The following is a 26,342-nucleotide window of genomic DNA, read 5'->3' as shown; positions in this document are numbered from 1 at the left end:
GAACCGGCGGAGCGAATGGTTAGTTTTGGGGATGGCGAATCGCCCCGTTTCGCCCCTTCTCAAGACAGACATGGCCACATTCACCCCGCATCAGGATGCCGCGCTCAAAGCCGTTGGCGACTGGCTCAAGGCAAAACCCGGCCGGAACGGCACACCGCCGGTGTTCCGCCTGTTCGGCTTTGCCGGCACCGGCAAGACCACGCTGGCGCGGCACATCGCCGACGGCGTCGACGGCGAGGTGAAATTCGCGGCCTTCACCGGCAAGGCTGCGCTCGTGATGCGCAACAAGGGCTGCGACGAGGCCTCCACCATTCACTCGCTGATCTACCGCGCCCGCGAATCCGGCGAGGAGCAGCCGAGTTTTGAATTGTGGGACGACGCGCCGGCGTCGAAGGCCAAGCTGATCGTGATCGACGAATGCTCGATGGTCGACGCTGAACTCGGCCGCGATTTGATGTCGTTCGACTGTCCGCTGCTCGTGCTCGGCGATCCCGCGCAGCTGCCGCCGATCCAGGGCGGCGGCTTCTTCACCAATACCGAACCCGACGCGATGCTGACCGAGGTGCACCGCCAGGCCCAGGACGATCCGATCGTGCGGATGTCGATGGACGTCCGCGAGGGCCGCGAGCTCGACATCGGCCGTTACGGCGAGAGCGAGGTGGTGTCGCGCAAGGAGCTCGATCCTGATCGCGTCATGGCCGCCGACCAGGTGCTGGTCGGGCGCAACAACACGCGACGCGCCTACAATATGCGGGTGCGGCAGCGCCAGAACATCGAGGACGTGTTTCCGGTCGCCGGCGACAAGCTGGTGTGCCTGCGCAACAACCGCAAGAAGGGCCTGTTCAACGGCGGCCTGTGGCGCGTGAAGTCGCGCAACACTTCGCGTTCGAAGTCGCGCATCCTCAGCATGCGGCTGTCGCCGGACGAGGATCTTGGCCACAAGATCACAAAAGTCTCCGTGCGCGCCGATTGCTTCGAAGGCGGCGTCGAGGCGATCGCCTGGGAGCAGCGCAAGCCCTATGACGAGTTCGACTACGGCTACGTGCTGACCGTGCACAAATCGCAGGGTTCGCAATGGGACGACGTGGTGCTGTTCGACGAGAGCTTTGCGTTTGGGGAGAGCCGGGCAAGGTGGCTGTATACGGGGATCACGCGGGCGGCGAAGCGGTTAAGTATCGTGGTTTGACGCCGCAGGAACAATGCGCCGACGTCAGCTTCTCATGATCGAGCGGACATCTTGCGATCAGCCAGAGCATCAAGGTTGCGGACCCGATAGACCGGGCTCGCGCTCGGCCCGGAATACATTGCCATAGAGATTTGCGATCCATTGCCGGCCGCTCGAGGTGATATTGAGATAGCGTATCGCGGTCTCGATTTGTGGAGCAACATTGTTCCAGTAAAACTGCGGATACTTGTAGACGACGTCGGCAGGCGTTTCATAGCCGAGCTTCTTGTTCAGGCCGATTTCCTCAAACTCGTGGAACAGGGCGTTTGACTTTCTCAAGTAGTTGGGATCGCCAAGCTGGCCGATCAGGTCAGCAGCGCGCAGCAACATGCCCTCCTCTTCCATCAAACTGTCATTTGAGGATTCCGAATAGGGAAAGCGCGTAAATTCTATGGCCCGGGCAATTCGACCTGCGTCGATCTCTTCGACGTCGTCGAAGCGCTCCAGGACGAACAATCTTGAGCGATCCACATGGTAGGGTGCGAGCGCGGCGTCGGAGGCCCCCCGTGGAAGACGAATCATGCGGCCGGTCAAATCTGCGACATAGGAATCCTCGCTATCCCCTTGAACGACTCCGCGCACATACCCGATGTCATGGGTGAGGCACGCCAGCGTGAAATTCGCATAGTCGGCGACTGTCGTTGGCCGCAACAGCATTCGTCCCATCATGATGTCGTGCCCGGCAAGAGTAACGAGCATCGAGTGCTCTATGTTGTGATACAGGGCGTCGCTGTTACCGATGCATTCCAATGTGAGTCTGGCCGCAAAGGGAAGAACTTCGGCCAGACGGGCATGCGAGGAGCCAAACCGATCTCGTGTGTCCGAAGTCAAAAACGACGCTAGGGTCTGCGCTACCAGTTCTGGAATTGTGATCATCTGAACACCCATCTCAGTGTGCGCTGCGGGTTCTGACGAGCTCCTTCGTGAGCCTTGAATAGCACATCGCAGCTTTGAGAGCAGGTGAATGTTCACGTCCGTGCGGAAGCCGACCTCGACGGTCGGCCGGCGACATCCGTTTTGGGACCGGGACGGCACCCGGGGTTGGGCCCCGCCGTCGCGCCTCACACGCAGCCGTCACTTCCCCGCCACGAAATAGAAATCCTCTCGTCCCGGCGGCGAGCCGTAGGAGAACGGCTGCTGCTCGTGCTTGGTCACGGACCAGACGTCGTCGCGGACGATGTCGAACAGTTTTCGGATCTCGACCTTGGGCACCTTGATCTCGCGGGCGAGCGCGGTGGCGAACGGGCTGTCGGCGCCGCCGTCACCGTCCATCGCAGTCTCGCCATGCTTGGCGGCGTAGACCACCATGAAGCCGGCGCCGGGCTCGATGTTGGAAAAGCCCTTGTCCACCAGCTTGAGCGACAACGTGCGCTGCATGGTCGGCGCGAACGGATTGTCGCGGCAGGCATCCAGCATCACCAGACGCACTTTACGTGCCGCGCCCACCGCTGCGATCACCTGCTCCAGCGCCACCGCCTGGGTCTCGGCGTCCCGGTCGGCGGCGAGCTTGGCATCGACCGGAACGAGATAATTCACCCCGCCGATCTCGAACCCGTGGCCGGCGTAATAGACCACCGCCCAGTCGGCCTTTTCCGCTTCGTCGGCAAACGTCTTCAGCGCCTCGAAGAACTTGTCGCGGGTGAGGTCGCTGACCGAGATCACGGTCTGGAAGCCGACATCTTTCAGCACGCTTGCGATCAGTTTGGCGTCGCGCGGCGGATTGGGCAAAGCGTGGACGTTCTTGTAGGCGCCGTTGCCGACCACGAGCGCGACGCGGCGCCCCGTCGGCGCGCCCGCCGGCGTTTGCGGCGTCAGCGCGGCGAGCCGCGCTTGCGCGATGGCACGGGCGCGCGCGACGTCGAGCTCGTCGAACCTGGTCAGCGAATAGGCCGCCGCGCGATAGTCGGCGCGGGCCTGGGCGATATCCTTCCTGCGCTCGTAGAGCTGGCCGCGGCCGGAATGGGCGCGCACGCTGTTCGGGTTGAGCTGAAGGGCGGCGTTGTAGTCCTTCAGCGCGGCGTCGAGGTCGCCCTTCATCATGTAGACCTCGGCGCGATTGATGATCGCGAACCCGTTTTTCGGCTGCTTCTCGATCAGGCCGTTGCAGTCGGCGAAGGCCTGGTCGAACTTGCCCATCAAACCGTAGGTGATGCAGCGGTTGCCGGCGATCTGCGGCGAAGCCGGGTCGATTTTCTCGGCTTCCGCAAAATCGGCGATCGCGCCGTCATAATCCTTGGTCAGCGTGCGGACGCGGGCTCGATTGGTCCAGCCGAACAGGAATTTGGGCGCATATTTGATCGACAGGTTGAAGTCGTCGAGCGCGCTTTGCAGGGCGTTCTGGCGCAGATAAATGATGCCGCGGTTGTTATAGGGAGGACCGAAGGTCGGCCGCTTCTGGATGGCGAGGTTGTAGTCGGCCATCGCCAAATCGTCCTGCCCCTTGCGTCCGCGGACGATGCCGCGTCCGTCGAGCGCCAAGACGTTGTCCGGGTCGAGGTCGAGGGCCGTCGAAAAGGCCTCCAGCGCCTTGTCGTTGTCGCGCTTGTTGAGCAGCGCGTTACCGTGCACCACGAGCGCCATCACCTTGTCCTTGCCCGTGAGACGGTCCGCGTTGAGCAGGTTCTCGCAAGCCTGTATCCGCGCCTGCGTCTCTGCCCGTCCGTCGCGGCAGGTGGCCAGGTCGTCGCCGGGTTGGGGGTCGGCCGCAGCGGTCGCAACGGCGGCGGTCAGGATGACGAGGGTCAGGGAAACGACGCGCAGCATGTTGTCAGGTCAGCTCCAGCCACCACATTTTGAGTCGATCGACGATCGCGCGGGTTCATCTATTGTATGAGCATGATCTTTGCGGAAAACCGCTTCACACTTTTCCGGATCATGCTCTTAGCGCGGAGTTCCTGATACCGCCAAGCCGGCTGTCTCAGCCTGTGCTTTTCACAGTCTCGTGTCCGTCCCGGCGTAACAATCGCCGGATCCGCCCGTATCTCAGATGATGCGAAAACGCCGCCGGGCAGGCTGTTCGCCCGGCGCCAACCGACCTAGACTGCCCCACCTTCCGGAAAGAGGCTCTGCCATGCGCCGTCCCGCCCTCCTGACCCTGCTCGCCGCAACCACCGCCCTGACGCTGGCCTTTGCCGTGCCGTCCCGGGCCGCCGAGGATGCGGTGGTGATCCCCGCCCCGACCATGGACGCGACGCCGGCGAGCGGCATCCAGACCGCCGTCATCGCCGGTGGCTGCTTCTGGGGCGTGCAAGGCGTGTTCCAGCACACCGCGGGCGTCGTCAACGCGGTCTCCGGCTATGCCGGCGGCACCAAGGCGACCGCCGACTACCAGACCGTCTCGACGGGCCGGACCGGCCATGCGGAATCGGTCGAAATCAAGTACGACCCGAAGAAGATTTCCTATGGCAAGATCCTCCAGATCTACTTCTCGGTGGCGCACGACCCGACCCAGCTCAACCGCCAGGGGCCTGATACCGGCACGCAATATCGCTCGGCGATCTTCACCACCTCCGACGAGCAGAAGAAGGTGGCGGAGGCCTATATCGCCCAGCTCAACTCCGCAAAAGCGTTCGGCAAGCCGATCGTGACCAAGGTCGGCGCGCTGGAGGCGTTCTATCCGGCGGAGGCCTATCACCAGGACTATCTGACGCTGCATCCGAACCAGCCCTACATCGCCTATAACGACCTCCCCAAGGTCGAGAACCTGAAAAAGCTGTTTGCGGATAACTATATTGAAAAGCCGACGCTGGTGAGCGCCAGCAAGGCCACCAACTGATCGCGAGATCGTAAAAGAAACGGGAGACCCATGCCCGACACCAAGACCAAAACCACCGACGACCAGACCACTGACGGCAAGGTCATCAAGAGCGAAGAGCAGTGGCGCAGCGAATTGTCGCCGATGCAGTACGCGGTGCTGCGCGAGAAAGCGACCGAGCGTCCCTTCTCCGGCGAATATGAGCACGACCACCGCGCCGGCACCTATGTCTGCGCCGGCTGCGGCAATGTGCTGTTCGAGTCCGATGCCAAGTTCGATTCCGGCTGCGGCTGGCCGAGCTTCACCCAGCCCGCGGTCGAGAGCCATGTCGACGAGGAGCACGATTCCAGCCACGGCATGGTCCGCACCGAGGTGCTCTGCTCCAAATGCAGCGGCCATCTCGGCCATGTCTTCCCCGACGGGCCGGGGCCGACCGGCCTGCGCTACTGCATCAACTCGGCTTCGCTGAAGCTTAAGCCAAAATAACGCTGCGCCGCCGGGTTCCATCATGGAACCCGGCGGCGCGATGTGCTTTCTTGTCTGGCGGTGCGGTCGATCATCGCATTCCCTACGGCCGCCAGGGAGGACGCCATGGGTCTTGGGACCATCCTGATCATCCTGGTGATCATCTACCTGCTGGGCGGCATGTCCGGCCGGATCGGTGGCTATGGCTACGGCATGGGCCATTCCGGCATGGGGATCGGCGGCCTCGTGCTGGTGGTGCTGATCGTGCTGCTGCTGCTTGGTAAACTATAAGCCATCCAACATACTGAAATTACTTGGTTTATAGCCCTCGCGGGGCTGCCATGCGTGGATTCATCATCTCCCATCGCAGGGGTCGCAATTTTGTCAAAACAGCCTATATTAGTCGGCGAAAGTGATGTGTGGCGGGCCCACCCGATCGTGGCCTCCGCACTCCCCAACCCCACGCGCTTAAAGCCCCAGACAAGATCACGAGGTCTTTGACCATGCGTCCACTGCGTCCGTTCAACTTCAACACCTCCGCCGAGCTCTTCCCCGCTGCGATCCGCAAGAAGAAGCGCGCGGGCTTCACGTATCGCCGGTTCGGCACTGCGGCCGAAGCCGTGCAGTTCGCGATGGAGCAGTTGCCGACGGATTCGCTGAACGGCGCCTATCTCCAGGTCGAGGAAGCGCGTTTCGACCAGAACGGCATCCGCTCGCTCTACGAGAGCGAAGCCTTCCCGCTCGAGCGCCACCGCAAGCCCGAGCCGGTCGCCGAGACCGACGCCGACGCGGCGTAAGCTCTTTCACCAAGCTCCGATGCGCGCTGAAAGCGCGATGGCCGAAAAGCCGTCGCGCTTTTTGCTTTTTTGGGGCTTTCTCGCCGCAATGACGACGCGGAGAAATTCGGCGCATGATCGACCAGATGGACGCGCGGCGAGCGTCCTCAGCCGCCGCCCTACATCCGCGGCTGCTTGTCGAGCCAGCGGCGGAGCAGGCGGACGTTGCGCATATTGGCGCGGAACATGACGTCGAAGGCGTCGCCTGCGAACGGCACGATGCCGACCACACCGTCGACGGCGACATTGCCGAGCATGCGCGCGGTAATGTACCAGGGCGCGCCGAGCGCCCGCGCCTCGCGCACCAGCCACAGCGAGATCGCGGTGGTGATGATGTCGCCGACGACAGGGATCAGCCCGATCAACCCGTCGATGCCGTAACGGATATTGGTGCCGGGCAGGACGAATGCGACATCGAGCAGTTTTGCAATCGCCTCGATTCGTGCGATCCGCTGTTCCCGCGTAAGATTGGCGAACGGATTTCCTTGACCGAAGTCGAAGCGAAACTCCTGAAACCCCTCCTTCAACGTTTCGGGGCGGATCTCGTGGCCGTCTTGATCGATGATTGGCCCGCGCGCCTCGGTGCCCGAAAAGGGCGCGCGCGAGCGGCCCCCGGAACGGGGCCGGCGCGGAGCAAGGATATCGTCGTCAGACATGGTCATGGCCTCTGGGAAACGCCCCGGTGCGGCGGAGGTTGCTACACCGCGCCCGAACGTCGCGCCCTCAGGTCGAGGCCGCCGCCGGTTGCGGCTCCTCGATATATCTATGCACGATCCAGGACGAAATCACCGACGGCACGAAGCCGACGAGGCCATAGAGGATGAACTGCACCGCGCCCGAATCCGGCCCGCGCGAGCCGTAGGTCAGCGACGCCAGGACGAAGGCGAACAGCCCGACCAGCAGCATCCGCAAGCCCGGGCGAATTCGCTTGATGTGGATCAGGATGTCGTCAACCGCGCCGATCATCAGCGATGGCAGGAAGCCGAACAGGTAGCTGTATTGCAGGGTCTTGAAGAACACCACGAACAGCTTGCCGACCTCGCCGAGGCTGGTCTGGGCCCAATAGCCGGACTGATAGGTCGTCGTCAGCAGCAGCAGGAACCCGCCGACGAACGGACCAACCAGCGCAAACACCAGATAGCGTTTCATCCAAAACCCTCACATATCCGCCCATTTATAGCAGCGCGGCGGGAAGGTTGGATAGCGGGGTTCCGACGGATGTCCGGCCCTGCCCTGTTCGGGAACGTCTGGCAAATCGGCGAGTTCTCAGGGCACTGCGAATTCTGATTTGTCCCAGCACGATTGGATCCAATGATGCGTTGTACAGCCCTGCTTCTCGCGACGGTCACGTTGACGACCGTCACCGGCCTTTCGAGCGTCTCCGCTCTCGCGCAAGGCCACATGGGCACCTCGCAGGAGCAGAACGCCTGCTCGCGCGATGCGTCGCGGCTGTGCCGCAAGGACCTCGGCAATGACGGCGCGGTGCAAAGCTGCCTGCAGGCCAACCGGGCCAAGCTGTCGAAGTCTTGCAGCAAGGTGTTCCAGAGCCATGGCATGTAAGATCGGCATGTAAGATCGGAATGTGAGATCGGCATGTAAGTGCGGAGACGCATTGTGCGTGACGTAGGCGCAACAATTGCGAATTCATTCGCGCCGCCCATTGCAGCTCTTTGACAATGGCGCATACTTCCCTCGGGCGGCGCAGCACTTTTCGATTCGAACATCATGAAATCGAGCGACCACATGCGGGATTGAGTTCCCGGCGTGAAGGCTGAGATATGCGGCAGATCAAGCCGCGTGCGGCGCCCCAAAACCAAGTGGTTCAATCCTGGGAATTCGGGGACGCATTCCGCATGACACGCTTCAAGACCATCGCAACTCTCTTCGCCCTCGCCACCACCGCCATCGTGGTCCAGACATTACCCAGCCACGCCTTCTCGTCCGAAGCACAACAGATGTGCTCGGGCGATGCGATGCGGCTGTGCTCCAGTGAGATTCCCGACATCCCCCGGATCAGGGCCTGCATGGTGCAGAAGAAAGCGCAGGTGAGCCCCGGCTGCCGCGCCGTGATGGACCGCGAGCACGCCGCCGCAACGGCGTCGCGCAAGCGGGAAGCGGCGGCGCAGTAGGACCCTGCTGTCATTCCGGGGCGATGCGCAGCGTCGAGCCCGGAATGACGAAAAGGCTAGTGTCGCCCCTAGTCGCCCCACTGCGCAAACGCATCGCTGAAGGCGCGCTCGCCGGGGACGCCTTTTTCAATGATGAGAGTGCCGCGGCGCTGGTTGGCGTAGACCAACGGCACTTCGAACCAGGAACGCGCCTTGAGAAGCTGAACGTTGCGGCTGCGGTCCGCGTCAACATTGGAGAGGCCGACCAGGAAGAAGCCGTCGGTGACCTTGACCGCCATGCCCGCAAGCGGCGTGCCGCGCGCCTGCTCGTTCGGCTTGAGCAGGATGCCCGGCACGCTGGAGACGCCGCCGCCCGGGAAATCCAGCGGCAGCACGAAGGTGAGCTCCGCAGTGTGGCTCGCCGGCAGCGACGAGTCGGTGTTGCGGCGGAACGACATCGTCATCTTGAACTTGCGGTCGGGGATCTCGATGTCGGCGCGCACCGCGACATCGGCCTTCTGATTGCCTAACGCCTTGATCGGCTCGAGCCGCCATATCACCGTACCGACATATTGCTTGCCCTTGGGATCGGACGGATCCTCGTCGCAGAGAGCAGCCTTCTGCGCCACCGGCACGATCGACTGGTCGCTGGAAGGCTGGCCGATGCGATCGGGAATCTTCGGCTTGCTCTGCGGCTGAGCCGGATCCTTCGGAGCCTCCACCACCTGCTGGGTCGGCGAGGACGTGAACAGGTTGGTCGCGACCTGGAGAATGCCGGCGCCGGCCAGGACGAGCGCGATGCCGATGGCGACGGCGTTCTTGAACGGGAAGGGTGAGCCGGTGCGGGCCGGCCGAACGGGCTTCGGGTAAGGCGTCAACGTTGAGGGCGGCGGAGGCCGATCGACGCCGCCACGAGGACCAGTTTCACCGTATCGGAGAGCCGCTTCAATTGCGCTCGCAATATCTTCAAGCTTATCGTTCGTTGCTTTCGGAGGGCGAGAGCTCTCACCACCCAATCGATTGGCCGTAACAGCTTTATCGACCGTCGCGTTCGATGTAGCTACGATCTTTTCCAGACGCCTATTCAGCTCGTCCAAGTCCGAACGCAGTGTTTCGTGCCGGATACGAAGGAATTGCCGCGTAGCCAAGCTATGAAGGGTGTCCGGAAGCTGGTCAGAGCTCGGCATTTCCGCGCGGCCTACCAAAACCGGAATGACCAGCTTCTTTTGGCTCAGGGCGGCTTCGATTTCCAACCGCACGAAGTCTCGCGGATCATCCAATCTTCTTTTGGAACCATTTGCCGCGTCGAGCCAGCGAATGCCTATCACCACAAGCAGTATGGAGCTTTGTGCTACCTTTTCTTCCAACACCTGGACGAAGTCTGCGCCAAGCGGAATCGCGTCCACATCGAAGAATACGTCTGCATGGCCGAACGTCCTGGCCAAGCGCTCGAATAAAAGATGCGCAAATGACGGGTCGTCGTCGCGCCGGTAACTGATGAAAATGCCGCCGCCCATGCCCACGCCGCGCCCCTTCGACGGCTAGCCTAGCGAATCTCCATACACGTTCAAAGTGCAATAAAGCAGGGCGAATATTGTCTCTTTAGTCGCCCCACTGCGCGAAGGCGTCATTGAAGGCGCGTTCGCCGGGGGCGCCCTTCTCGATCGCGATGATGGCGCGGCGCTGGTTGGTGTAGACCATCGGCATGTCGAACCACGAGCGCTCTTTCAGCAACTGGATGTTGCGGGAGCGATCCGCGTCGACATTCGACAATCCGACCAGGAAGAGGGTCGAGATGCCGGTCGGGCCCTTCAGCGGATCCGTCACCTTCGAATCCGTGACCTTCACGGCATAGCCCGCAAGCGGCGTGCCGCGCGCCTGCTCGTTAGACTTCATCAGGACGCCCGGCACATTGGCGATGCCGCCGCCCGGGAAATCCGTAGGAACGGTGAAGTTCAATTCGATGGTGTGGCTCGCCGGCAGCGATGCATCGGTGTTGCGCACGAACGACATCGTCATCTTGAACTTGCGGTCGGGGATCTCGATGTCGGCGCGCACGGCGACGTCGGCCTTCTGGGTGCCCGACGCCTTGATCGGCTCGAGCCGCCACACCACCGAGCCGACATATTGCTTGCCCTTCGGATCGGACGGATCCTCGTCATAGAGCACGACCTTCTGCGCCACCGGCGCGACCGGCTGATCGGCCGAGGGCTGGCCGACGCGATCCGGAATCTTGGGCTTGCTCTGCGGCTGCGACGGATCCTTCGGCGCCTCAGCCACCTGGGTCGGCGAGGACTTGAACAGGCCGCTCACGGTCTGGACCACCTGCTTGCCCCAGAGGATGCCGGCGCCGACCAGGATCAGCACGATGCCGATGGCGATCGCGCTCTTGAACGGGAACATCGAGCCGCTGCGCCTGGGCTTCTTGGCATTGCGGTCGAGGACGGGAATGTGCGGGCGCCCCGACGGCGGCCGCGGCGCATAGCGCTCGGCCTCCTCGATCGACTCGTCATAGGAATAGGGCGCCTCGCCCTCGCCAACGCGGTTCTCCAGGCTCGGCTCGAGCCGGTCGAATTCCGGCGAGGGCGAGGGCACGTTGGCATAGGTGCGGCGCGCGGCGCGGTTGGCCTGCGCGGCGGCGCCGCCGAGATCGTTGGCATCGGCCGTGATGTCGCGGAAGCCGCGTACACCCGGAGCCGGCGGCAGCGCCGGCGGCGGACCGACGTCCGCCGGACGGCGCGGAGCTGCGCGATCGCGTCCGGCCGGTGGAGGAGCCGGGGGCTCCGGCATCGGCGGTGCGGACGGACCGGGTTGGCGCGGCGCGTCGAAACGCGGCGCCCGCGGCGGACGTTGGGCATCGCCCTGGTCATCGACGTTGAAGGACGGGCGGTCGGCGCGCGGCGGCGTCGGCGCCGGACGCGTCCGGGGCGGACCAGGTGGAGGGGCGGCAGTTGCGTTGCCCTCGGCGGCACGGGTGCTAGCCCTGCGGAACGCATCGCCGCTGCCACTGGGGCGAGCAGCGCCACCGGGGCGCGAGGCCTCGCGAGCGCGCTGGGCGGCTTCCGATTCGACCTTGCGGACGGCCTCTTCCAGCGACAGCCGTTCGCGGGTGATCTCGGATTCGGAGAGCGGCGGCTGAACACTGCGAAGCTGCGCGATCAGCGCCGTGCGTGCCCGCTCATAGAGCGCGCGACGGCTTTCGCCGGGAGCGTTGGGGTCCAGGGCGGCAATAGCGCGGGCGATCAGCGGATAGTAATCAGCCATTTCTACTCAATTATACGCGCGTCCCGGTAAGATATCGTTAAGCCTCAAACGGATTTTGCACCAGGATAGTATCCTCGCGTTCGGGGCTGGTGGAAAGCAGCGCCACCGGACACCCGACCAATTCCTCGATCCGGCGGACATATTTGATCGCCTGGGCCGGCAGCTGGGCCCACGACCGGGCGTTGGCGGTCGGCTCCTTCCAGCCCTCGATGGTCTCGTAGATCGGCTCGACCCGTGCCTGGGCGCCCTCGCCGGCCGGGAAGTAGTCGATCTCCTTGCCGTCGAGCTTGTAGCCGACACAGACCTCGATCGTGTCGAAGCCGTCGAGGATATCGAGCTTCGTCAGCGCCAAACCGGTGATGCCGCACGTCCGGACGGTCTGCCGTACCAGCACGGCATCGAACCAGCCGCAGCGGCGCTTGCGCCCGGTATTGACGCCGAACTCGCGGCCGCGGCGGCCGATCTCCTCGCCGATCTCGTTCAGGAGTTCGGTCGGGAACGGGCCCTGGCCGACCCGGGTCGTGTAGGCCTTGCAGATGCCAAGCACATAGCCGACCGCGCCCGGGCCCATGCCGGTGCCGGTCGCCGCCTGCGCCGCCACCGTGTTGGACGAGGTGACGTAGGGATAGGTGCCGTGGTCGACGTCGAGCAACGCGCCCTGCGCGCCTTCGAACAGGATGCGCTTGCCGGCGCGCCGCTCCTGATCGAGCAGGCGCCACACGGTCTCGGCATAGGGCAGAAGCTGCGGCGCCAGCGCGCTCAGTTCCTTCAGGATGTCCTTGCCGTCGAACTCCGGAAGGTTGAGGCCGCGGCGGAGTGCGTTGTGGTGCGCCAGCAGCCGGTCGATCTTGTGCGGCAGCGTGTCGAGGTCGGCGAGGTCCATCAGCCGAATGGCGCGGCGGCCGACCTTGTCCTCATAGGCAGGTCCAATGCCGCGGCGCGTGGTGCCGATCGCGGTCGCCGAGTTGGACGATTCGCGAAGCGCATCGAGCTCGCGATGCAGCGGCAGGATCAGGGTGACGTTCTCCGCGACCCGCAGATTCTCCGGGCCGACCGCGACGCCCTGCCCGCGCAGCTTGGCGACCTCGTCGAGGAAGGCCTGCGCATCGAACACCACGCCGTTGCCGATGACAGCCAGTTTCGACGGGCGCAGCACGCCCGAGGGCAACAGCGCGAGCTTGTAGGTCTCGCCGTTGATGACCAGCGTGTGGCCGGCGTTATGACCGCCCTGGAAGCGCGCGACGATGTCCGCCTGCTCCGACAACCAGTCGACGATCTTGCCCTTCCCTTCGTCGCCCCATTGGGCGCCGACGACGACAACGTTGGCCATTCGCGGGTAATCCCTATTCAATCCGTCTCTTAGGAGCCATGATCCTCGCGGAAAACCGGTGCCCACTTTTCCGGGATCATGCCTGCGCCCAGCCCTCTCGGCGGCCCAGGGCCGCTCGCATGCGAGGCAGCCAACCGGATAACGGAAGCAGCCTCTCTAGGCAAGCAAGAACGGGGCTTTTTCAGGATCATGAAGACTATTTAAGCCATTGATATCCCCCGAAAATCCAGAGCCCTGCCGGGGATGGCCCGGCAAGCTTCGACCAAAGCGTGAGACCCCATATCTGCCGCCGCATGGTCGCGATGCATCCGACCCCCGTTGCTGCAACCGCGATTTCCGTGTCTGTGGGCTGCGCCGGGCTATGAGCCGGCCCTGATATCGCAGGGCCGGGGCCTCGGCGCATGACGCGGGGCCATAACAATCACAATGTCCGCCACCGGCCAGACCACGAGCACGGATACATCCGGTCACAACTGGATCGCCAACCAGCCTTATCTGCTGCTCAGCATCAGCGCGCTGTGCTGGGCCGGTAACGCCATCGTCGGGCGGCTTGCCGCCGGCCACATCCCGCCGGTGACGCTGTCGTTCCTGCGCTGGACCTTCGCCTTCCTGCTGGTGCTGCCGTTCGCCTGGAAGCATCTGGCACAGGACTGGCCGGCGATCCGCAGCAAGCTCGGCCTGATGGTGACGCTCTCGATCATCGGCATCGGCGCCTTCAACACGCTGCAATACTGGGCGCTGGAGCATACCCAGGCGCTGAATACGCTGCTGCTGCAATCGGCCGCGCCGCTGATCGTGGCGCTGTGGTCGCTGGCCATCCTCGGTATCAGGCTCACCGCGGCACAGGCGTTCGGCGTGCTCTTGTCGATGTGCGGTGTGCTGATCATCCTGCTGCATGGCGACTTCACCACGCTGTCGAACATCGACTTCAACAAGGGCGACCTCATCTTCATCGTCGCGCTGATCTTTTTCGCGCTCTATTCGGTGCTGAGCCTGAAGCGGCCGGCGATGCACGGCCTGTCGTTCCTCGCCTTCACCTTCGGCGCCGGCGCCGCATGTCTCATCCCGCTCGAGATCTGGGAGCTGTACGCGCGCCCGGTAATGAAGCTCGACGCGCCGAACCTGCTCACCTTATTTTATGTCGCAGTATTCCCCTCGACGCTCGCCTATCTCTGCTTCAATCGCGGCGTGCGCCTGATCGGCGCCAACCGCGCCGCGCCGTTTTTCCACGTGGTGCCGGTGTTCGGCTCAATCATGGCCATGGTGTTTTTGGGCGAACACCCGCAGGCGTTCCACTTCATCGGCTTTGCGCTGGTGCTGTCGGGCGTGTTCGCGGCGTCACGGAAGCAGGCGGCGTAGGCTCGAGCATTCCGTCAAAGGTCATCGCAAGCCGGTCGGCGATCAGGCGTTCGCCGACGGGTTCATCCATACCATTTCCCAGACATAACCATCGGGGTCTTCGACGTGCCGGTTGTACATGAAGCCGAGATCCTGTGCAGGGTTGGGGTCGGCGCGACCGCCCGCAGCCACCGCGCGAGTCAGCGTCGCATCGACGGCATCGCGGTCGTCGACCGTGAGAGCGAACATGGCCTGGCTGTCGCGGCGCGCGTCGCCGATCTGGCGCTGGGTGAATTCACGATAGTGGTCATGGGTGAGCAGCATCACGCCGATCGCGTCGGTGAACATGAGCGAGGTCGAATTCGCGCCGGAGAACCGAGGATTCACCGCGCCACCGAGCGCCACGTAGAACGCCGTCGATGCGGCGAGGTCGCGTACGGGCAGGTTAACCAGAATCATCTTGGACATTGCTCTTCCTTCAAATGCGGCCGGAAGCCGCGTTATGGTCTGACATCAGGACCAGAAAACTCTCGGCGCTCCACATCAGAAGCTGCCTATCGGCCTCTCGGACACCTTGAACCGCATTCAAATGTAGCGCGCAGCGCCCATGCACAGCGCGGCGATGCCGAGCAGGCCCGCTGCCACGCGCTGAGCCCCGGCGATACGTGAACGCAGATCCTCCGGATTGCCGACGCCGCGACGCAAGGCCGCGAGCGCACGGGGACCGATCGCCGCCTGCACACCGGCCGCGATCAGTGCGCAGACCGCGCCGACCGCAAGCACCTGTTCGGTCGTGCCGAAACTGCCGGAATGAACGAGATGCCCGAGATAGCCGCCGGTCAGGATGGCAATCGTCGCCGCGCCGAGTTGTGGAAAGACGAGCTGCTCCCCGCCGGCACCGCCCGTGCGGGCCAGCGCAAAGCTTGATCCCGCCCAGAACACGGACGACAACACGTGAAGCGACAGGGCGATCACAAGGGCGGACTGCATGGCAAGCTCCAGCTTTCCAAATTTGATATACAACATGTATATCCAATACGTCGACATGGCAAGGTCATGACGAAACGCAATTATGTGAGCCCTGCGCGTGCCTCAGCGGCGGCAGAGACGCGCGAGCGCATCATTGCGGCCGGCGCCAAATTGCTACGCAGGGACGCCAGCATCGCGAACTTCTCGCTCGACGTCGTGGCGAAGGCGGCCGGCGTCACCCGGCTGACCGTCTACAATCAGTTCGGATCGCGGCGCGGTTTGCTGGAAGCCGTGTTCGACGACATCGCGCGTGAAGGCGGCCTGTTCGAGCTGCCCGACGTGATGACGATGACGGATCCGCGCGCAGCACTCGACCGCGTCGTCTCGATCTTCTGCGCGTTCTGGTCACACGACCCTGCCATCGGCGGGCTCAACCAGGCCATGGCGACCGATCCCGAATTCGGCGACTCGCTGATCGAACGCAACGAGCGCCGGCGCGAGCTGCTGGCGGCGCTGCTGCCGCGCATCGTCGGCAAGCCCCCGGCGAAGCACGCCGTGCAGGATGCGGTCGATCTGATCTTCGTGCTGACGAGCTATCCGACGTTTGCGGCGCTGAGCCCGCAGCGATCGGCGGAGGAGGTCTGCCAGCTGTTGCTAAGGGCGTGTCGTGACGCCGTGGATGCAGTCGTGGAAGAACGGAAGACATAAGCGCGTTGCGCCGAGCTGGACGTCAACCGATCTTGAACTTGCTGTAGGCTTCGCTGGTCGCGATGATGACGTGCTCGGCGCAGCCGTTGACGCGATGCGGGTCGGCTTCGCGCTCGTAGGCCTCCGACGTCATCATGTCGAGGAAGGCCGCGACGGATGGATAAAACACCAGCGCGACGAAATCCCAGTTGTTGCCATCGTGCAGACCGAGGGCGATCGCCCTGGCCTCGCCGGTCCAGAGCAGTGTGCCGCCGCGAGCCTTGATCATCGGCACTGTGATCGCACTGTAACGAAGATAGGCGTCCCAGCCCGATCCGTCGCCGTCGCGCGAGCGATCATGGAAGCGCATCAAGTTCAGCATCACCACCGGCGCATCCCGGTCGAGGCCTTCCAGGCCCGCGATGTTCAACATATTAACCGCCAACGGCACCTCCTCCGGTCGAGCCTGCATTGTAGCATTGCGGCGGCGTGACTTGTGCCACGACGGCAATCCGGCGCAAGGTTGTTTCCGACGCCAATGACGATTGCTTCGCCCGCGCCGAAGGCCTCCAATCCGGCCAGCTGGCTCAACAACCAGCCTTATCTGCTGCTCAGCCTGAGCTCGCTGTTCTGGGCCGCCAATATCGTGCTCGCGCGCCATGTCGGCGCGCATGTGCCGCCGTTGACGGTGACCACGATCCGCTGGTTCGGCGTGTTCCTGATCCTGCTGCCGTTCTCATGGCCGCATCTCAAGCGCGACTGGCCGGCCTTGCGCAAGAGCCTGCCCTTGATGCTGTTCCTGTCGCTGGTCGGTTTCGCCTTCAACAACGCGATCTCGTACTGGGCGCTGCAATATACGGAGGCGCTGAACGCGCTGCTGATCCAGTCGGCAGGTCCCCTGTTCGTGGCGCTGTGGTCGCTGGTGCTGTTCGGCGTTCGGCTGACGCGCGGACAGCTCGCCGGCATCGCCATCTCGCTGCTCGGCGTGCTGATCATCATCCTGCGCGGCGATCTCGCAGCGCTCGCGAGCATCAGCTTCAACAGGGGCGACATCATGTTTGCGTCGTCCCTGATCGCTTTCGGGATCTACTCCGCCTTCATCCCGCGCCGGCCAAAGGTTCATCAGCTCTCCTTTCTCTCCTTCACCACCTGCTGCGGCGCGATCATGCTGCTGCCCACGGCGATCTGGGAAGCCCTCAGCGGCAAGGTCCTGCAATTCGACACGGTGACGCTGGCGACGTTGGCCTACATCCTGATCTTCCCCTCGACGCTCGCCTATCTCTTCTTCAACCGCGGCGTGGCGCTGATCGGTCCGAACCGGGCTGCACCGTTCTTCCATCTGGTGCCGGTGTTCGGCTCGGCGATGGCGATCCTCCTGCTCGGGGAAAAGCTCCAGCCGTTTCATTTGATCGGCTACGCGCTGGTTCTCGCCGGCGTCGTGATCGCCTCGCGCCGGGGATCTGCGGCGACGTAATTCCGCGGCACGGGCGATCTCTTGTCCCGGACGCGCTGCGGCACGTAGTGACGCTGCGCAGAGCCGGGACCCAGTTTGCCGCGGCATGGGCCCCGGCTCTGCAGCGCACCGCTGAAGAAGCGCTGCGCTGCGTCCGGGGCACGAGACCGAGTTAACTCACGCCTTTTGATTTTTGCTTGGACAAGCTAGGTTCCCCGCCAACGAAAAAGAGGGAACGAACAACACATGCTGTCATCACTGATCCGCGCCCTGCGCACTGCCGGCGCGGCCGCGCTCTGCGTTGCAGCCGCATCCGCCGCACAGGCCGACACCTGGCCGAGCCGCAACATCACGCTGGTGCTGCCGTTCGCGGCCGGCAGCGGCACCGACACCACGACGCGGCTGATCTCGCAGCATCTAGCCCAAGCGCTCGGCGTCGGCATCGTGATCGAGAACAAGGCGGGCGCCAACGGCATGATCGCTGCGACCTATGTCGCGAAAGCGGCGCCCGACGGCTACACGCTGCTGGTGACGACCAACACCACCCATTCGGCCAACCCCTTTCTGCTCAAGAGCCTGACCTACGATCCCGTCAAGGATTTCACTCCGATCGCGCGCACCGGCGATCTGCCCTTCATGCTGGTGATCCATCCCGACGTGCCGGCCAAGACCGTCGGCGAGCTCGTCGCCTACGGCAAGGCCAATCCGGGCAAGCTGAGCTACGCCTCGGGCTCGTCGTCGGCGATCGTGTCGGGGGCGACCTTCGCGCAAAAGGCCGGGCTCGACCTGCTGCACGTGCCCTACAAGAGCTCGCCGCCGGCGCTCAACGACGTCATGGGCGGCCGCGTCTCGATGATGTTCGTCGACATCCTCACCGGCCTGCCGCATGTGCAGGGCAACGCGCTGCACGCGCTCGCCGTCACCACCAGGGACCGCACACCGCTGGTGCCCAACCTGCCCTCGATGCAGGAGGCCGGCGTGCCTGATTTCGACATCTCGTCCTGGCAGGGCTATTTCGGCCCGGCCGGCATGCCGAAGGACATCGTGACGCGGCTCAATGCCGAGATCCGCAAGATCGTCGAGAAGCCGGAGATCAAGGCCCAGCTCGCCACGCTCGGCATGGATGCCTTCTCCGGCACGCCGGAGGAGCTCGGCAAATTCGTAGATCAGCAACTGGTGCTGTGGGAGCGGCTGATCCGCGACGCGGGGATCGAGAAGCAGTAGGGCAGCGCCCTCAGCACCCTCCGTCATGGCCGGGCTTGTCCCGGCCATCCACGCGCATCCGAGCGTGCGGTGCCTGAGAATGTGGATGCCCGGGACAAGCCCGGGCATGACGTCGTGGTTGATAGCAGCGCAAGCAGGTTTGGCTTTACGCCGCGCGCACCTTGGAGAGGAAACCGTCGACCGCGCTGCGTAGCGCGCCGGACTGGCTGTCCAGCTCGCGGGCGTTGGTCAGCACGTCGGTGGCCGCCGCGCCGGTCGCTTCCGCGGCCGAGGTGACGCTGCCGATATTGGCGTTGATCTCGCTCGAGCCGGCGGCGACCGACTGGATGTTGCGCGCGATCTCGCGGGTCGCCTCGCCCTGTTGCTCGATCGAGGCGGAGATGCCCGCCGTGATCTCGCTCATCTCGGCGATGGTCTGCGTGATGCCGCCGATCGCGGCGACCGCATCGCTGGTCGAGGTCTGCATCGCCGCGACCTGGGCGGAGATTTCCTCGGTGGCCTTGGCGGTCTGGTTGGCGAGCGCCTTGACCTCGGAGGCGACGACGGCGAAGCCGCGGCCGGACTCGCCGGCACGCGCGGCCTCGATGGTGGCGTTGAGCGCGAGCAGATTGGTCTGCGCCGCGATCGAATGAATGAGCTTGACCACCTCGCCGATCTTCTCGGCGCCGGTGGAGAGCTCCTGCACCGTGGCGTTGGTACGCTCGGCATCGCTGACGGCGCGGCTCGCAACTTCGGTCGAGCGCGTCACCTGGCGGGAGATTTCCGCAACCGAGCTCGACAGCTCTTCGGCAGCCGCGGCAACCGTACCGACATTGCCGGAGGCTTTTTGCGAGGCGGCGCCGACTGTGGCCGCGCGCGACGAGGCGTCGCTGGCGGTCGCGGTCATCGACTGCGCCGTGCTCTGCATGCCGGCCGCAGCCGACGAGACCGAGCGGACGATGCCGTTGACGCTACGTTCGAAGTCGCTGGCGATGCCCTCCATCGCACTGCGACGTTCCGCCGCGGCGCGTTCCTTGGCGTCCGCCTCGGTCTTCTCGAGGTCGCGGATACGGACGGCGTTGTCCTTGAAGATCTGGACGGTCGAAGCCATCGCGCCGATCTCGTCGCCGCGGCCGACGCCGGGGATGTCGCCTTCGAGCTTGCCGTCGGCGAGATCCTTCATGCGGGTGCCGAGCAGCGCCAGCGGGCGGCTGATGCTGCGGCCGATCAGCCAGGCAACGCTGCCGGCAACGATGACGATGCCGAGGATGGCGAGGCCGAGCAGCCAGAACACCGGGCCCATCTTGGCGTCGATGTCGTCGAGATAGGCGCCGGTGCCGAGATACATGTCGAAGCCGGGGACCGCCACCGCGTAGCCGATCTTGCGGATCGGCTTTTCCTGGCCGGGCTTCACATATTCATAATAAAGCAGGATCGAGCCGTTGGCCTTGACGCCTTCCATCAGCTCGACCGACAGCTTGCGGCCGTTGGTCACGACGTCCATGCGGTTGGCGCCGATCTGCTTCGGATCGGGCGCGAGCTGCGTGATGCCGTCATAGGACGTGCCGAACAGATAGCCCGAGCCGTTGTCGTAGGTCATCGCATTGCCGTAGCGGCGAAGCTCGGCCATGGCCGCATCCTTCGTCAGCTCGCCGGCATCGACACGTTTCTTCAGCGCGGCCGCATAGTTGCGTCCCAAGTCGGCGATCGACTTGGTCTGATCGATGCGTGCATTCACCATCTCGTGCTTCATCAGATAACCGGCGAGAACGCCGGAGATGCACAGGCCAAACAGCGTGACGCCGACAAGGATGCCAAGCTTGGGGGCGATCTTCAGATTGCTCAACTTCACGGGATGGCTCCGGCAAAAAAGGGATACGGGCACGCGAGTGAATCGTTCGAAATTGAATCAACTTTTAGTGTGAGACCCCTTAGCAAGTTACTTACGTGCCTCCGTAGAAGCCCTGACGATGCCGTCAAAACCGGCAATAATCATCATGCCGGACAACCGTGAATTGTACGCAGGCGCATCGAATTCGCGTAAAAGACGCAAAGGCCCGCCAAGAAGGCCGGGCCCGCAACAAGAACCGACAAACCAAATCGGGAGCAGGAAATGCCGAAATACAGGGTGGTGACGCCAAAGGGCGCGAGCTTCACGGTCGCGGGCAGCGATTATTCGTACGAGCGCGAGGCGCTCGATCCGATCGACGCCGAGATCGTCGAGGCGCCGGCCAACGAGGCGGAGTTCATCGCCGCCGCCAGGAATGCCGACGCGATCTACGCCAAGGGCATCCCGATCACCAAAACCATCATCGAGGCACTGGAAAGCTGCAAGGTCATCACGCTCGGCTCGGTCGGCGTTGACAGCGTCGACGTCAAGGCCGCGACCGCGCGCGGCATTCCCGTCACCAACATCCCCGACACTTTCATCGAGGAGGTCGCCGACCACGCCATGATGCTGCTGCTCGCGGGCTTCCGCCGCCTGGTCGAGCAGGACCGGATGGTGCGCGACGGCCGCTGGGCCGAAGGCCGGCCGGCCCTCCTGAAAGTCCCGCGGCTGATGGGCCAGACGCTCGGCTTCGTCTCGTTCGGCCGCGTCGCGCGTGCGGTTGCGAAGCGCGCAGCGCCGTTCGGCCTGCGCATGATGGCCTACGATCCCTTCATCCAGGAAACGCTGATGTCCGAGCACGGCGTCATCCCGGCAACACTGAACGAGGTACTGTCGCAATCCGACTTCGTCTCGATGCACGCCCCTGCCCGGCCTGAGGTGCATCACATGCTGACCGAGAAACATTTTCGGCAGATGAAAAAGAGTGCGGTGTTCATCAACACCGGCCGCGGCGCCACGGTGGATGAGGAAAGCCTGATCAAGGCACTGCAGGAGGGCTGGATCGCGCATGCCGCCCTCGACGTGCTGGAGAAAGAACCGCCGTTGCACAACAACCCCATCCTCAGCATGGAGAACGTGACCCTGACCGCCCATGTCGCCTCGGCCTCGGCACGGTTCGACGAGGCGCGCAAGCGCCGCGTGGGCTACGAATTGTCACTGGTGCTTCAGGGCATGTGGCCGGTAAGCTGCGTCAATCCGTCGGTGCTGCAAGACACCGCGCTCCGCCGCTGGCAGCCCGTCGGCATGGACCGCGGGCCGAACAGCTAGGCGGCCGGCGCAACAAGCGCCAAAAGACCGAAACGGCCCTTCACCGGCGATCAACGCCGGGAAGGGAGACATCATAGGGAGGTACTGATGAGGAACGACATCACACGTCGTGATGCCTTGGCGCTGGGCCTGTCCGCTGCGACGTTTGCCGCCACTGGTGCTGCAGCGCAAACATCCAACATCAAGGCTGCCGACGTCCCGGCGCCCAAGCGCGAGATCGAGAAGGGCGCAACGCTGCGCATGCTGCGGCCGGTGCGCTTCGTCCAGGCCGACGAGGACGTGTTCCGCGCCAATGCGGCCAAATTCACCAAGGAGACCGGCGTCGAGGTCAAGGTCGACTTCGTCGGCTGGGAGGACATCAACCAGCAGACCGCGGTCACCGCCAATTCCGGCGCCGGCCCCGACATCATCATCGGCTTCTCCGATGCACCGCACATCTATATCGACAAGCTGATCGAGCTCACCGACGTCGCCGACTATGTCGGCAAGCGCTATGGCGGCTGGCTGCCGCTGGCGCAGCGCTACGGCAAGAAGAACAAGAGTGATTCCTGGATCGGGCTGCCGTTCGGCGCCACCGCGGGTCCCCTGATCTATCGCAAGTCGATCCTGCAATCGGTCGGCTTCGACAAGGTGCCGGAAGACCATGCCGGCATTGTCGACCTCTGCCAGAAGCTGCAAAAGGCCGGCAAGCCGGCGGGCTTCGCGCTCGGCAACGCCAAGGGCGACGGCAACGGCTTTGCGAACTGGGCGCTGTGGTCGCACAACGCCGCCTTGCTCGATGAAGAGGGCAACGTCGTCATCAACAGCAAGGAAACCATCGCCGCGCTGAACTGGGTCAAGCAACTCTACCCGACCTTCATCGCCGGCACGACGTCGTGGAACGACGTCAGCAACAACCGCGCCTACGCCGCACAGGAGATCTCCCTGAGCGCGAACGGCGTCTCGCTGTATTTCTCTCTGAAGAACGATCCCGCGACCAAGGCGATCGCCGAAGACACCGAACATCAATTGCTGCCGAAGGGCCTGGCCAAGGTCTCGCCGATGGCGGGCCTGACGCTGAACGCCATGGTGTTCAAGCACAGCCAGTATCCCAACGCCGCAAAGGCCTTCCTGCAATTCATGCTGGAAAAGGACCAGTACGAGCCGTGGCTCAACGCCAATTCCGGCTATTGGGCCCAGCCGCTGGCCGCCTATGCCGAGGCCGCCGTGTGGTCGCAGGATCCCAAGGTGAAGCTGTTCAAGGACACCATGAACAGCACCTATTATGACGGCTATGCGGGCCCGATCTCGACCGCGACCGGCGCCGTCAGCGCCGACTACGTGCTGATCCAGATGTGCGCGTCCGTCGCAACCGGCGCCGCCACGCCGGAGGCCGCAGCCGCGGAGGCCGAGCAGCGCTGCAAGCGGTATTTTAGAAGGCAGAAGTAAGGCCGTCATTGCGAGGAGCGAAGCGACGAAGCAATCCAGACTGTAGCTGCGGAGACAGACTGGATTGCTTCGCTTCGCTCGCAATGACGGGTGTGGTGACTTTCACAGACAGGACAACCCCTCAATGTCCGTGACGACGCTCTCTTCTCCCGCCTTTGTACACCGCCAGCAATCCTGGCTGGTCCGCCTGTTCGACTACAAGCCGTTCCTGATCGTGATGTGCCTTGCGCCCGCGATCGGGCTGCTCGGGGTGTTCCTGACCTATCCGCTCGGCCTCGGCATCTGGCTTGCCTTCACCGACACCACGATCGGCCGCAAGGGCGTCTATGTCGGCCTCGAGAATTTTCAGTATCTGCTCACCGACTCGTTGTGGTGGAACGCGGTGTTCTACAGCGTGGTCTACACGGGCATTGCGACCTTCGGGAAATTCGCGCTCGGCTTCTGGCTGGCGCTGCTGCTCAACAACCATTTTCCGTTCAAGAGCCTGCTGCGCGCGATCATCCTGCTGCCCTGGATCGTGCCGACGGTGCTCTCGGCGCTGGCGTTCTGGTGGATCTACGATCCGCAATTCTCGATCATCTCCTATCTGCTGGTCGACGTGCTGCACTGGCGCTCGACCAATATCGACTTCCTCGGCTCGCCCTGGCCGGCACGGTTCTCGCTGATCGCCGCCAACATCTGGCGCGGCATTCCCTTTGTCGCGATCTCGCTGCTCGCTGGACTCCAGACCATCTCGCCCTCGCTCTACGAGGCCGCGATGCTCGACGGCGCCAGCGCATGGCAGCGCTTTCGCTACATCACCTTCCCGATGATGATGCCGATCCTCGCCATCGTCATGACCTTCTCGATCATCTTCACCTTCACCGACTTCCAGCTGGTCTACGCCATCACCCGCGGTGGCCCCGGCAACTCGACCCATCTGCTGGCGACGCTGGCGTTCCAGCGCGGTATTGCCGGCGGCGAGCTCGGCGAAGGTGCGGCGATCGCGGTATCGATGATCCCGTTCCTGGTGTTCGCGACGCTGTTTTCCTATTTCGGCCTGGCGCGCCGCAAATGGCAGCAGGGAGAGAGCAATGACTGATACCGTCGCTCAACCGGCCGTCGCCGACGCGAAAGCGGCGCCCGACACCATGGCCTGGGATTCCGGGCTGCGGCGGCTGATGATGATCTATCTGCCGCTCGGCTGCTTCGTGCTGATCCTGCTGTTTCCGTTCTACTGGATGGCGATCACGTCGTTCAAGCCGAACGCGGAGCTGATGAACTACAAAGAGCACAACCCGTTCTGGATCTCCTCGCCGACGCTCGCCCACATCAAGCATCTCTTGTTCGACACCGCCTATCCGCGCTGGCTGTGGACCACGATGATGGTGGCGATCGGCTCGACCACGCTGTCGCTGATCGCGAGCACGCTTGCGGCCTACGCGATCGAGCGCCTGCGCTTCCGCGGCAGTCCCTATGTCGGACTCGGCATCTATATGGCCTATCTCGTGCCGCCGTCGATCCTGTTCATTCCGCTGGCGACCGTGGTGGTGCAGTTCGGCCTGTTCGACTCGCCGCTGGCGCTGATCCTGGTCTATCCGACCTTCCTGGTGCCGTTCTGCACCTGGCTGCTGATCGGCTATTTCAAGTCGATCCCCTACGAGCTCGAGGAATGCGCGCTGGTCGATGGCGCCACGCGCCTCCAGATCCTGCGCCGGATCACGCTGCCGCTGGCGGTGCCCGGCCTGATCTCGGCCGGCATCTTCTCGTTCACGCTGTCCTGGAACGAGTTCATCTACGCGCTCGCCTTCATCCAGAGCGGCGCCAACAAGACCGTGCCGGTCGCGATCCTGACCGAGCTCGTCACCGGCGACGTCTACCAATGGGGTGCGCTGATGGCGGGATCGCTGCTCGGCTCGCTGCCGGTCGCGATCTTCTACTCGCTGTTCGTGGATTACTACGTGTCCTCGCTGACAGGTGCGGTGAAGGAGTAGCAGCTTCCGTGCGATCGCGAAGGTTCGTGCACTCCTGATAGATCGCTGACGCGTTTCGTTCGATCTTGCGGCGCAGATGGCGGGGGACGCCCCTTGACGCCGTCGTTGATCCCTCGAGATCGCGAGGCTTGCATGTCATCGCCACGACCTCATCAACTCTCAAGGCGCGGCTTCTGCCTGTGTTGCGTCGGCGGCGCGGCGTTCGCGGCCACCGGCGGATGGCTCACCCCGAGGCAGGCCTACGCGGAAGCGCGCGGCCTTGTCAGCCTGATCAAAGACAGCGCGGCAATTTCACCGATCAAGACCTACAAGCTGCGCGGAAATATCAGCGTGCTCGAAGGCTCCGGAGGCACTATCGCCGTTCTGACGGGACCTGACGGCAAGTTGCTGATCGATGCGGGCATCCGTGTCTCGCGTCCCCAACTGACCAAGGCGCTGGCCGATCTGGGCGCCGATCCCGTCACCCACCTCGTCAACACCCACTGGCACTTCGATCACGCCGACGGCAACGAATGGCTGCATGCGGCGGGCGCAAAAATCATTGCGCAGGAAAATACCCGAAAGCACCTCGCCGAAGTGCAGCGGGTCGAGGACTGGGACTACAATTTCCTTCCGCTCGGCGCAGGCGGAATTCCAAGTGAGGTCTTTGCCCGCAGCCACGAGCTCAAGCTCAACGGGGCCTCGATCGCCCTGAAATATTACGGACCCGCGCACACCGATAGCGACATCTCCGTCACCTTCGCCGAAGCCAACGTCGTTCACGTCGCCGATCTGTTCTGGAACGGCATCTATCCGTTCATCGACTATTCGACCGGCGGCAGCATCGACGGGATGATCGCTGCCTGCGACGCCAACCTCGCGGCCATGGATAAGGACACGATCGTCATCGCCGGGCATGGCAAGCCAGTCGGCAGCAAGGCCGAATTCCTGGCCTTTCGCGAGATGCTCGTCGGGATCCGCGACAACGTCGCCCGGCTCAAGAAGCAGGGGCGAACGCGGGACGAAACCGTTGCGGCCAAGCCGACCGCGGCGTTCGACGCGATATGGGGGCAGTTCGTGATCGACCCCGGCTTCTTCACCCGACTGGTCTACGAAGGCGTTTGAGAACCCCGCCGTCATCGGCAATCCCGCATTCTGAAAACGAGATTGACA

The 26,342-nt window shown here is 63.8% G+C and carries 27 protein-coding genes; 16 read left to right on the top strand and 11 right to left on the bottom strand.

The genetic code is table 11. The features are described 5' to 3' along the window. The first annotated feature begins 70 nt into the window (after window positions 1-70). Complete coding sequence (locus B5V03_RS36780; RefSeq protein ID WP_164988522.1) at window positions 71-1,186, top strand: ATP-dependent DNA helicase; 1,116 nt, start codon at window positions 71-73, stop codon at window positions 1,184-1,186. 69 nt (window positions 1,187-1,255) lie between these two features. Here the strand turns inward: B5V03_RS36780 and B5V03_RS36775 are convergent, their stop codons facing one another. Further along, window positions 1,256-2,101 (bottom strand): metal-dependent phosphohydrolase, encoded by an 846-nt coding sequence (locus tag B5V03_RS36775; RefSeq protein WP_129275293.1) that lies wholly within the window; start codon window positions 2,099-2,101, stop codon window positions 1,256-1,258. Window positions 2,102-2,299: 198 nt separating this feature from the next. Beyond that, entirely contained in the window at window positions 2,300-3,988 is a 1,689-nt protein-coding gene (locus B5V03_RS36770) for a caspase family protein (RefSeq protein ID WP_129275292.1), read from the bottom strand. A gap of 307 nt (window positions 3,989-4,295) precedes the next feature. On the opposite strand from B5V03_RS36770, the gene msrA reads away from it, so the two are divergent. From msrA to B5V03_RS36750, 4 genes are all read left to right on the top strand, one after another. Further along, window positions 4,296-5,000: a peptide-methionine (S)-S-oxide reductase MsrA gene (gene msrA / locus B5V03_RS36765; protein ID WP_129275291.1), complete on the top strand. Its 705-nt coding sequence runs from the start codon at window positions 4,296-4,298 to the stop codon at window positions 4,998-5,000. A gap of 30 nt (window positions 5,001-5,030) precedes the next feature. Next, window positions 5,031-5,465: a peptide-methionine (R)-S-oxide reductase MsrB gene (gene msrB, locus B5V03_RS36760; RefSeq protein ID WP_129275290.1), complete on the top strand. Its 435-nt coding sequence runs from the start codon at window positions 5,031-5,033 to the stop codon at window positions 5,463-5,465. A gap of 105 nt (window positions 5,466-5,570) precedes the next feature. Next, on the top strand, window positions 5,571-5,735 hold the full coding sequence (locus B5V03_RS36755; RefSeq protein WP_129275289.1) for a DUF3309 family protein: 165 nt from the start codon (window positions 5,571-5,573) through the stop codon (window positions 5,733-5,735). Window positions 5,736-5,947: 212 nt separating this feature from the next. Continuing rightward, window positions 5,948-6,241: a hypothetical protein gene (locus tag B5V03_RS36750; RefSeq protein WP_129275288.1), complete on the top strand. Its 294-nt coding sequence runs from the start codon at window positions 5,948-5,950 to the stop codon at window positions 6,239-6,241. 158 nt (window positions 6,242-6,399) lie between these two features. Here B5V03_RS36750 and B5V03_RS36745 read toward each other — a convergent pair whose 3' ends face one another. Both B5V03_RS36745 and B5V03_RS36740 read right to left on the bottom strand, forming a co-directional pair. Next, window positions 6,400-6,942, bottom strand: a complete 543-nt coding sequence (locus B5V03_RS36745) for a DUF4112 domain-containing protein (protein ID WP_129275287.1) — start codon at window positions 6,940-6,942, stop codon at window positions 6,400-6,402. A gap of 61 nt (window positions 6,943-7,003) precedes the next feature. Further along, on the bottom strand, window positions 7,004-7,429 hold the full coding sequence (locus tag B5V03_RS36740; protein ID WP_129275286.1) for a DUF5413 family protein: 426 nt from the start codon (window positions 7,427-7,429) through the stop codon (window positions 7,004-7,006). A gap of 165 nt (window positions 7,430-7,594) precedes the next feature. Between B5V03_RS36740 and B5V03_RS36735 the strand changes: the two genes are divergently transcribed. Next, a complete protein-coding gene (locus B5V03_RS36735) occupies window positions 7,595-7,840 on the top strand; it encodes a hypothetical protein (RefSeq protein ID WP_164988550.1) in 246 nt (81 codons plus the stop codon). Window positions 7,841-8,133: 293 nt separating this feature from the next. Next, window positions 8,134-8,409 carry a hypothetical protein gene (locus B5V03_RS36730; protein ID WP_164988521.1) on the top strand — a complete coding sequence of 92 codons (276 nt, stop codon included), beginning with the start codon at window positions 8,134-8,136 and terminating at the stop codon, window positions 8,407-8,409. Between the two features lie 68 nt (window positions 8,410-8,477). Here B5V03_RS36730 and B5V03_RS36725 read toward each other — a convergent pair whose 3' ends face one another. The 3 genes from B5V03_RS36725 to B5V03_RS36715 all read right to left on the bottom strand — a co-directional run bounded on the left by B5V03_RS36725 (window position 8,478) and on the right by B5V03_RS36715 (window position 12,982). Beyond that, window positions 8,478-9,905: a toll/interleukin-1 receptor domain-containing protein gene (locus B5V03_RS36725; protein ID WP_245502468.1), complete on the bottom strand. Its 1,428-nt coding sequence runs from the start codon at window positions 9,903-9,905 to the stop codon at window positions 8,478-8,480. An 85-nt stretch (window positions 9,906-9,990) separates the two neighbouring features. Further along, window positions 9,991-11,652 carry a hypothetical protein gene (locus B5V03_RS36720; RefSeq protein WP_129275283.1) on the bottom strand — a complete coding sequence of 554 codons (1,662 nt, stop codon included), beginning with the start codon at window positions 11,650-11,652 and terminating at the stop codon, window positions 9,991-9,993. Between the two features lie 37 nt (window positions 11,653-11,689). Next, complete coding sequence (locus tag B5V03_RS36715; protein ID WP_129275282.1) at window positions 11,690-12,982, bottom strand: adenylosuccinate synthase; 1,293 nt, start codon at window positions 12,980-12,982, stop codon at window positions 11,690-11,692. A 426-nt stretch (window positions 12,983-13,408) separates the two neighbouring features. On the opposite strand from B5V03_RS36715, the gene B5V03_RS36710 reads away from it, so the two are divergent. After that, window positions 13,409-14,341 carry a DMT family transporter gene (locus B5V03_RS36710; protein ID WP_129275281.1) on the top strand — a complete coding sequence of 311 codons (933 nt, stop codon included), beginning with the start codon at window positions 13,409-13,411 and terminating at the stop codon, window positions 14,339-14,341. A gap of 42 nt (window positions 14,342-14,383) precedes the next feature. Here the strand turns inward: B5V03_RS36710 and B5V03_RS36705 are convergent, their stop codons facing one another. Next, window positions 14,384-14,788 carry a VOC family protein gene (locus tag B5V03_RS36705; protein WP_129275280.1) on the bottom strand — a complete coding sequence of 135 codons (405 nt, stop codon included), beginning with the start codon at window positions 14,786-14,788 and terminating at the stop codon, window positions 14,384-14,386. Between the two features lie 117 nt (window positions 14,789-14,905). Next, window positions 14,906-15,310 (bottom strand): hypothetical protein, encoded by a 405-nt coding sequence (locus B5V03_RS36700; protein ID WP_129275279.1) that lies wholly within the window; start codon window positions 15,308-15,310, stop codon window positions 14,906-14,908. 66 nt (window positions 15,311-15,376) lie between these two features. Here B5V03_RS36700 and B5V03_RS36695 point away from each other — a divergent pair, with 66 nt between their 5' ends. After that, entirely contained in the window at window positions 15,377-15,997 is a 621-nt protein-coding gene (locus tag B5V03_RS36695; protein WP_129275278.1) for a TetR/AcrR family transcriptional regulator, read from the top strand. Between the two features lie 22 nt (window positions 15,998-16,019). On the opposite strand, the gene B5V03_RS36690 is transcribed toward B5V03_RS36695, so the two are convergent. Next, the gene (locus tag B5V03_RS36690; RefSeq protein ID WP_206736240.1) at window positions 16,020-16,409 is read right to left on the bottom strand and encodes a DUF1330 domain-containing protein; all 390 of its coding nucleotides are present in this window, start codon (window positions 16,407-16,409) and stop codon (window positions 16,020-16,022) included. 105 nt (window positions 16,410-16,514) lie between these two features. Here B5V03_RS36690 and B5V03_RS36685 point away from each other — a divergent pair, with 105 nt between their 5' ends. Further along, window positions 16,515-17,450, top strand: coding sequence for a DMT family transporter (locus tag B5V03_RS36685; RefSeq protein WP_164988519.1), 936 nt, complete (start codon window positions 16,515-16,517; stop codon window positions 17,448-17,450). Window positions 17,451-17,675: 225 nt separating this feature from the next. Further along, window positions 17,676-18,653 carry a Bug family tripartite tricarboxylate transporter substrate binding protein gene (locus B5V03_RS36680; protein WP_129275276.1) on the top strand — a complete coding sequence of 326 codons (978 nt, stop codon included), beginning with the start codon at window positions 17,676-17,678 and terminating at the stop codon, window positions 18,651-18,653. A 145-nt stretch (window positions 18,654-18,798) separates the two neighbouring features. On the opposite strand, the gene B5V03_RS36675 is transcribed toward B5V03_RS36680, so the two are convergent. Further along, a complete protein-coding gene (locus tag B5V03_RS36675) occupies window positions 18,799-20,484 on the bottom strand; it encodes a methyl-accepting chemotaxis protein (protein ID WP_129275275.1) in 1,686 nt (561 codons plus the stop codon). Window positions 20,485-20,745: 261 nt separating this feature from the next. Between B5V03_RS36675 and B5V03_RS36670 the strand changes: the two genes are divergently transcribed. From B5V03_RS36670 to B5V03_RS36650, 5 genes are all read left to right on the top strand, one after another. Continuing rightward, window positions 20,746-21,789 carry a C-terminal binding protein gene (locus B5V03_RS36670; RefSeq protein WP_129275274.1) on the top strand — a complete coding sequence of 348 codons (1,044 nt, stop codon included), beginning with the start codon at window positions 20,746-20,748 and terminating at the stop codon, window positions 21,787-21,789. 87 nt (window positions 21,790-21,876) lie between these two features. Further along, complete coding sequence (locus B5V03_RS36665; protein WP_129275273.1) at window positions 21,877-23,217, top strand: ABC transporter substrate-binding protein; 1,341 nt, start codon at window positions 21,877-21,879, stop codon at window positions 23,215-23,217. A gap of 124 nt (window positions 23,218-23,341) precedes the next feature. Then, window positions 23,342-24,298: a carbohydrate ABC transporter permease gene (locus B5V03_RS36660; protein WP_129275272.1), complete on the top strand. Its 957-nt coding sequence runs from the start codon at window positions 23,342-23,344 to the stop codon at window positions 24,296-24,298. Then, window positions 24,291-25,190 carry a carbohydrate ABC transporter permease gene (locus B5V03_RS36655; protein WP_129275271.1) on the top strand — a complete coding sequence of 300 codons (900 nt, stop codon included), beginning with the start codon at window positions 24,291-24,293 and terminating at the stop codon, window positions 25,188-25,190. Before B5V03_RS36660 ends, B5V03_RS36655 begins: the two co-directional genes overlap by 8 nt. A 132-nt stretch (window positions 25,191-25,322) precedes the next feature. After that, window positions 25,323-26,294 carry an MBL fold metallo-hydrolase gene (locus B5V03_RS36650; protein ID WP_129275270.1) on the top strand — a complete coding sequence of 324 codons (972 nt, stop codon included), beginning with the start codon at window positions 25,323-25,325 and terminating at the stop codon, window positions 26,292-26,294. The last annotated feature ends 48 nt before the right edge of the window (window positions 26,295-26,342 follow it).

The organism is Bradyrhizobium betae, assembly GCF_004123905.1.
Lineage (GTDB): Bacteria > Pseudomonadota > Alphaproteobacteria > Rhizobiales > Xanthobacteraceae > Bradyrhizobium > Bradyrhizobium betae_A.
This window is presented reverse-complemented; position numbering and strand designations above follow the sequence as displayed.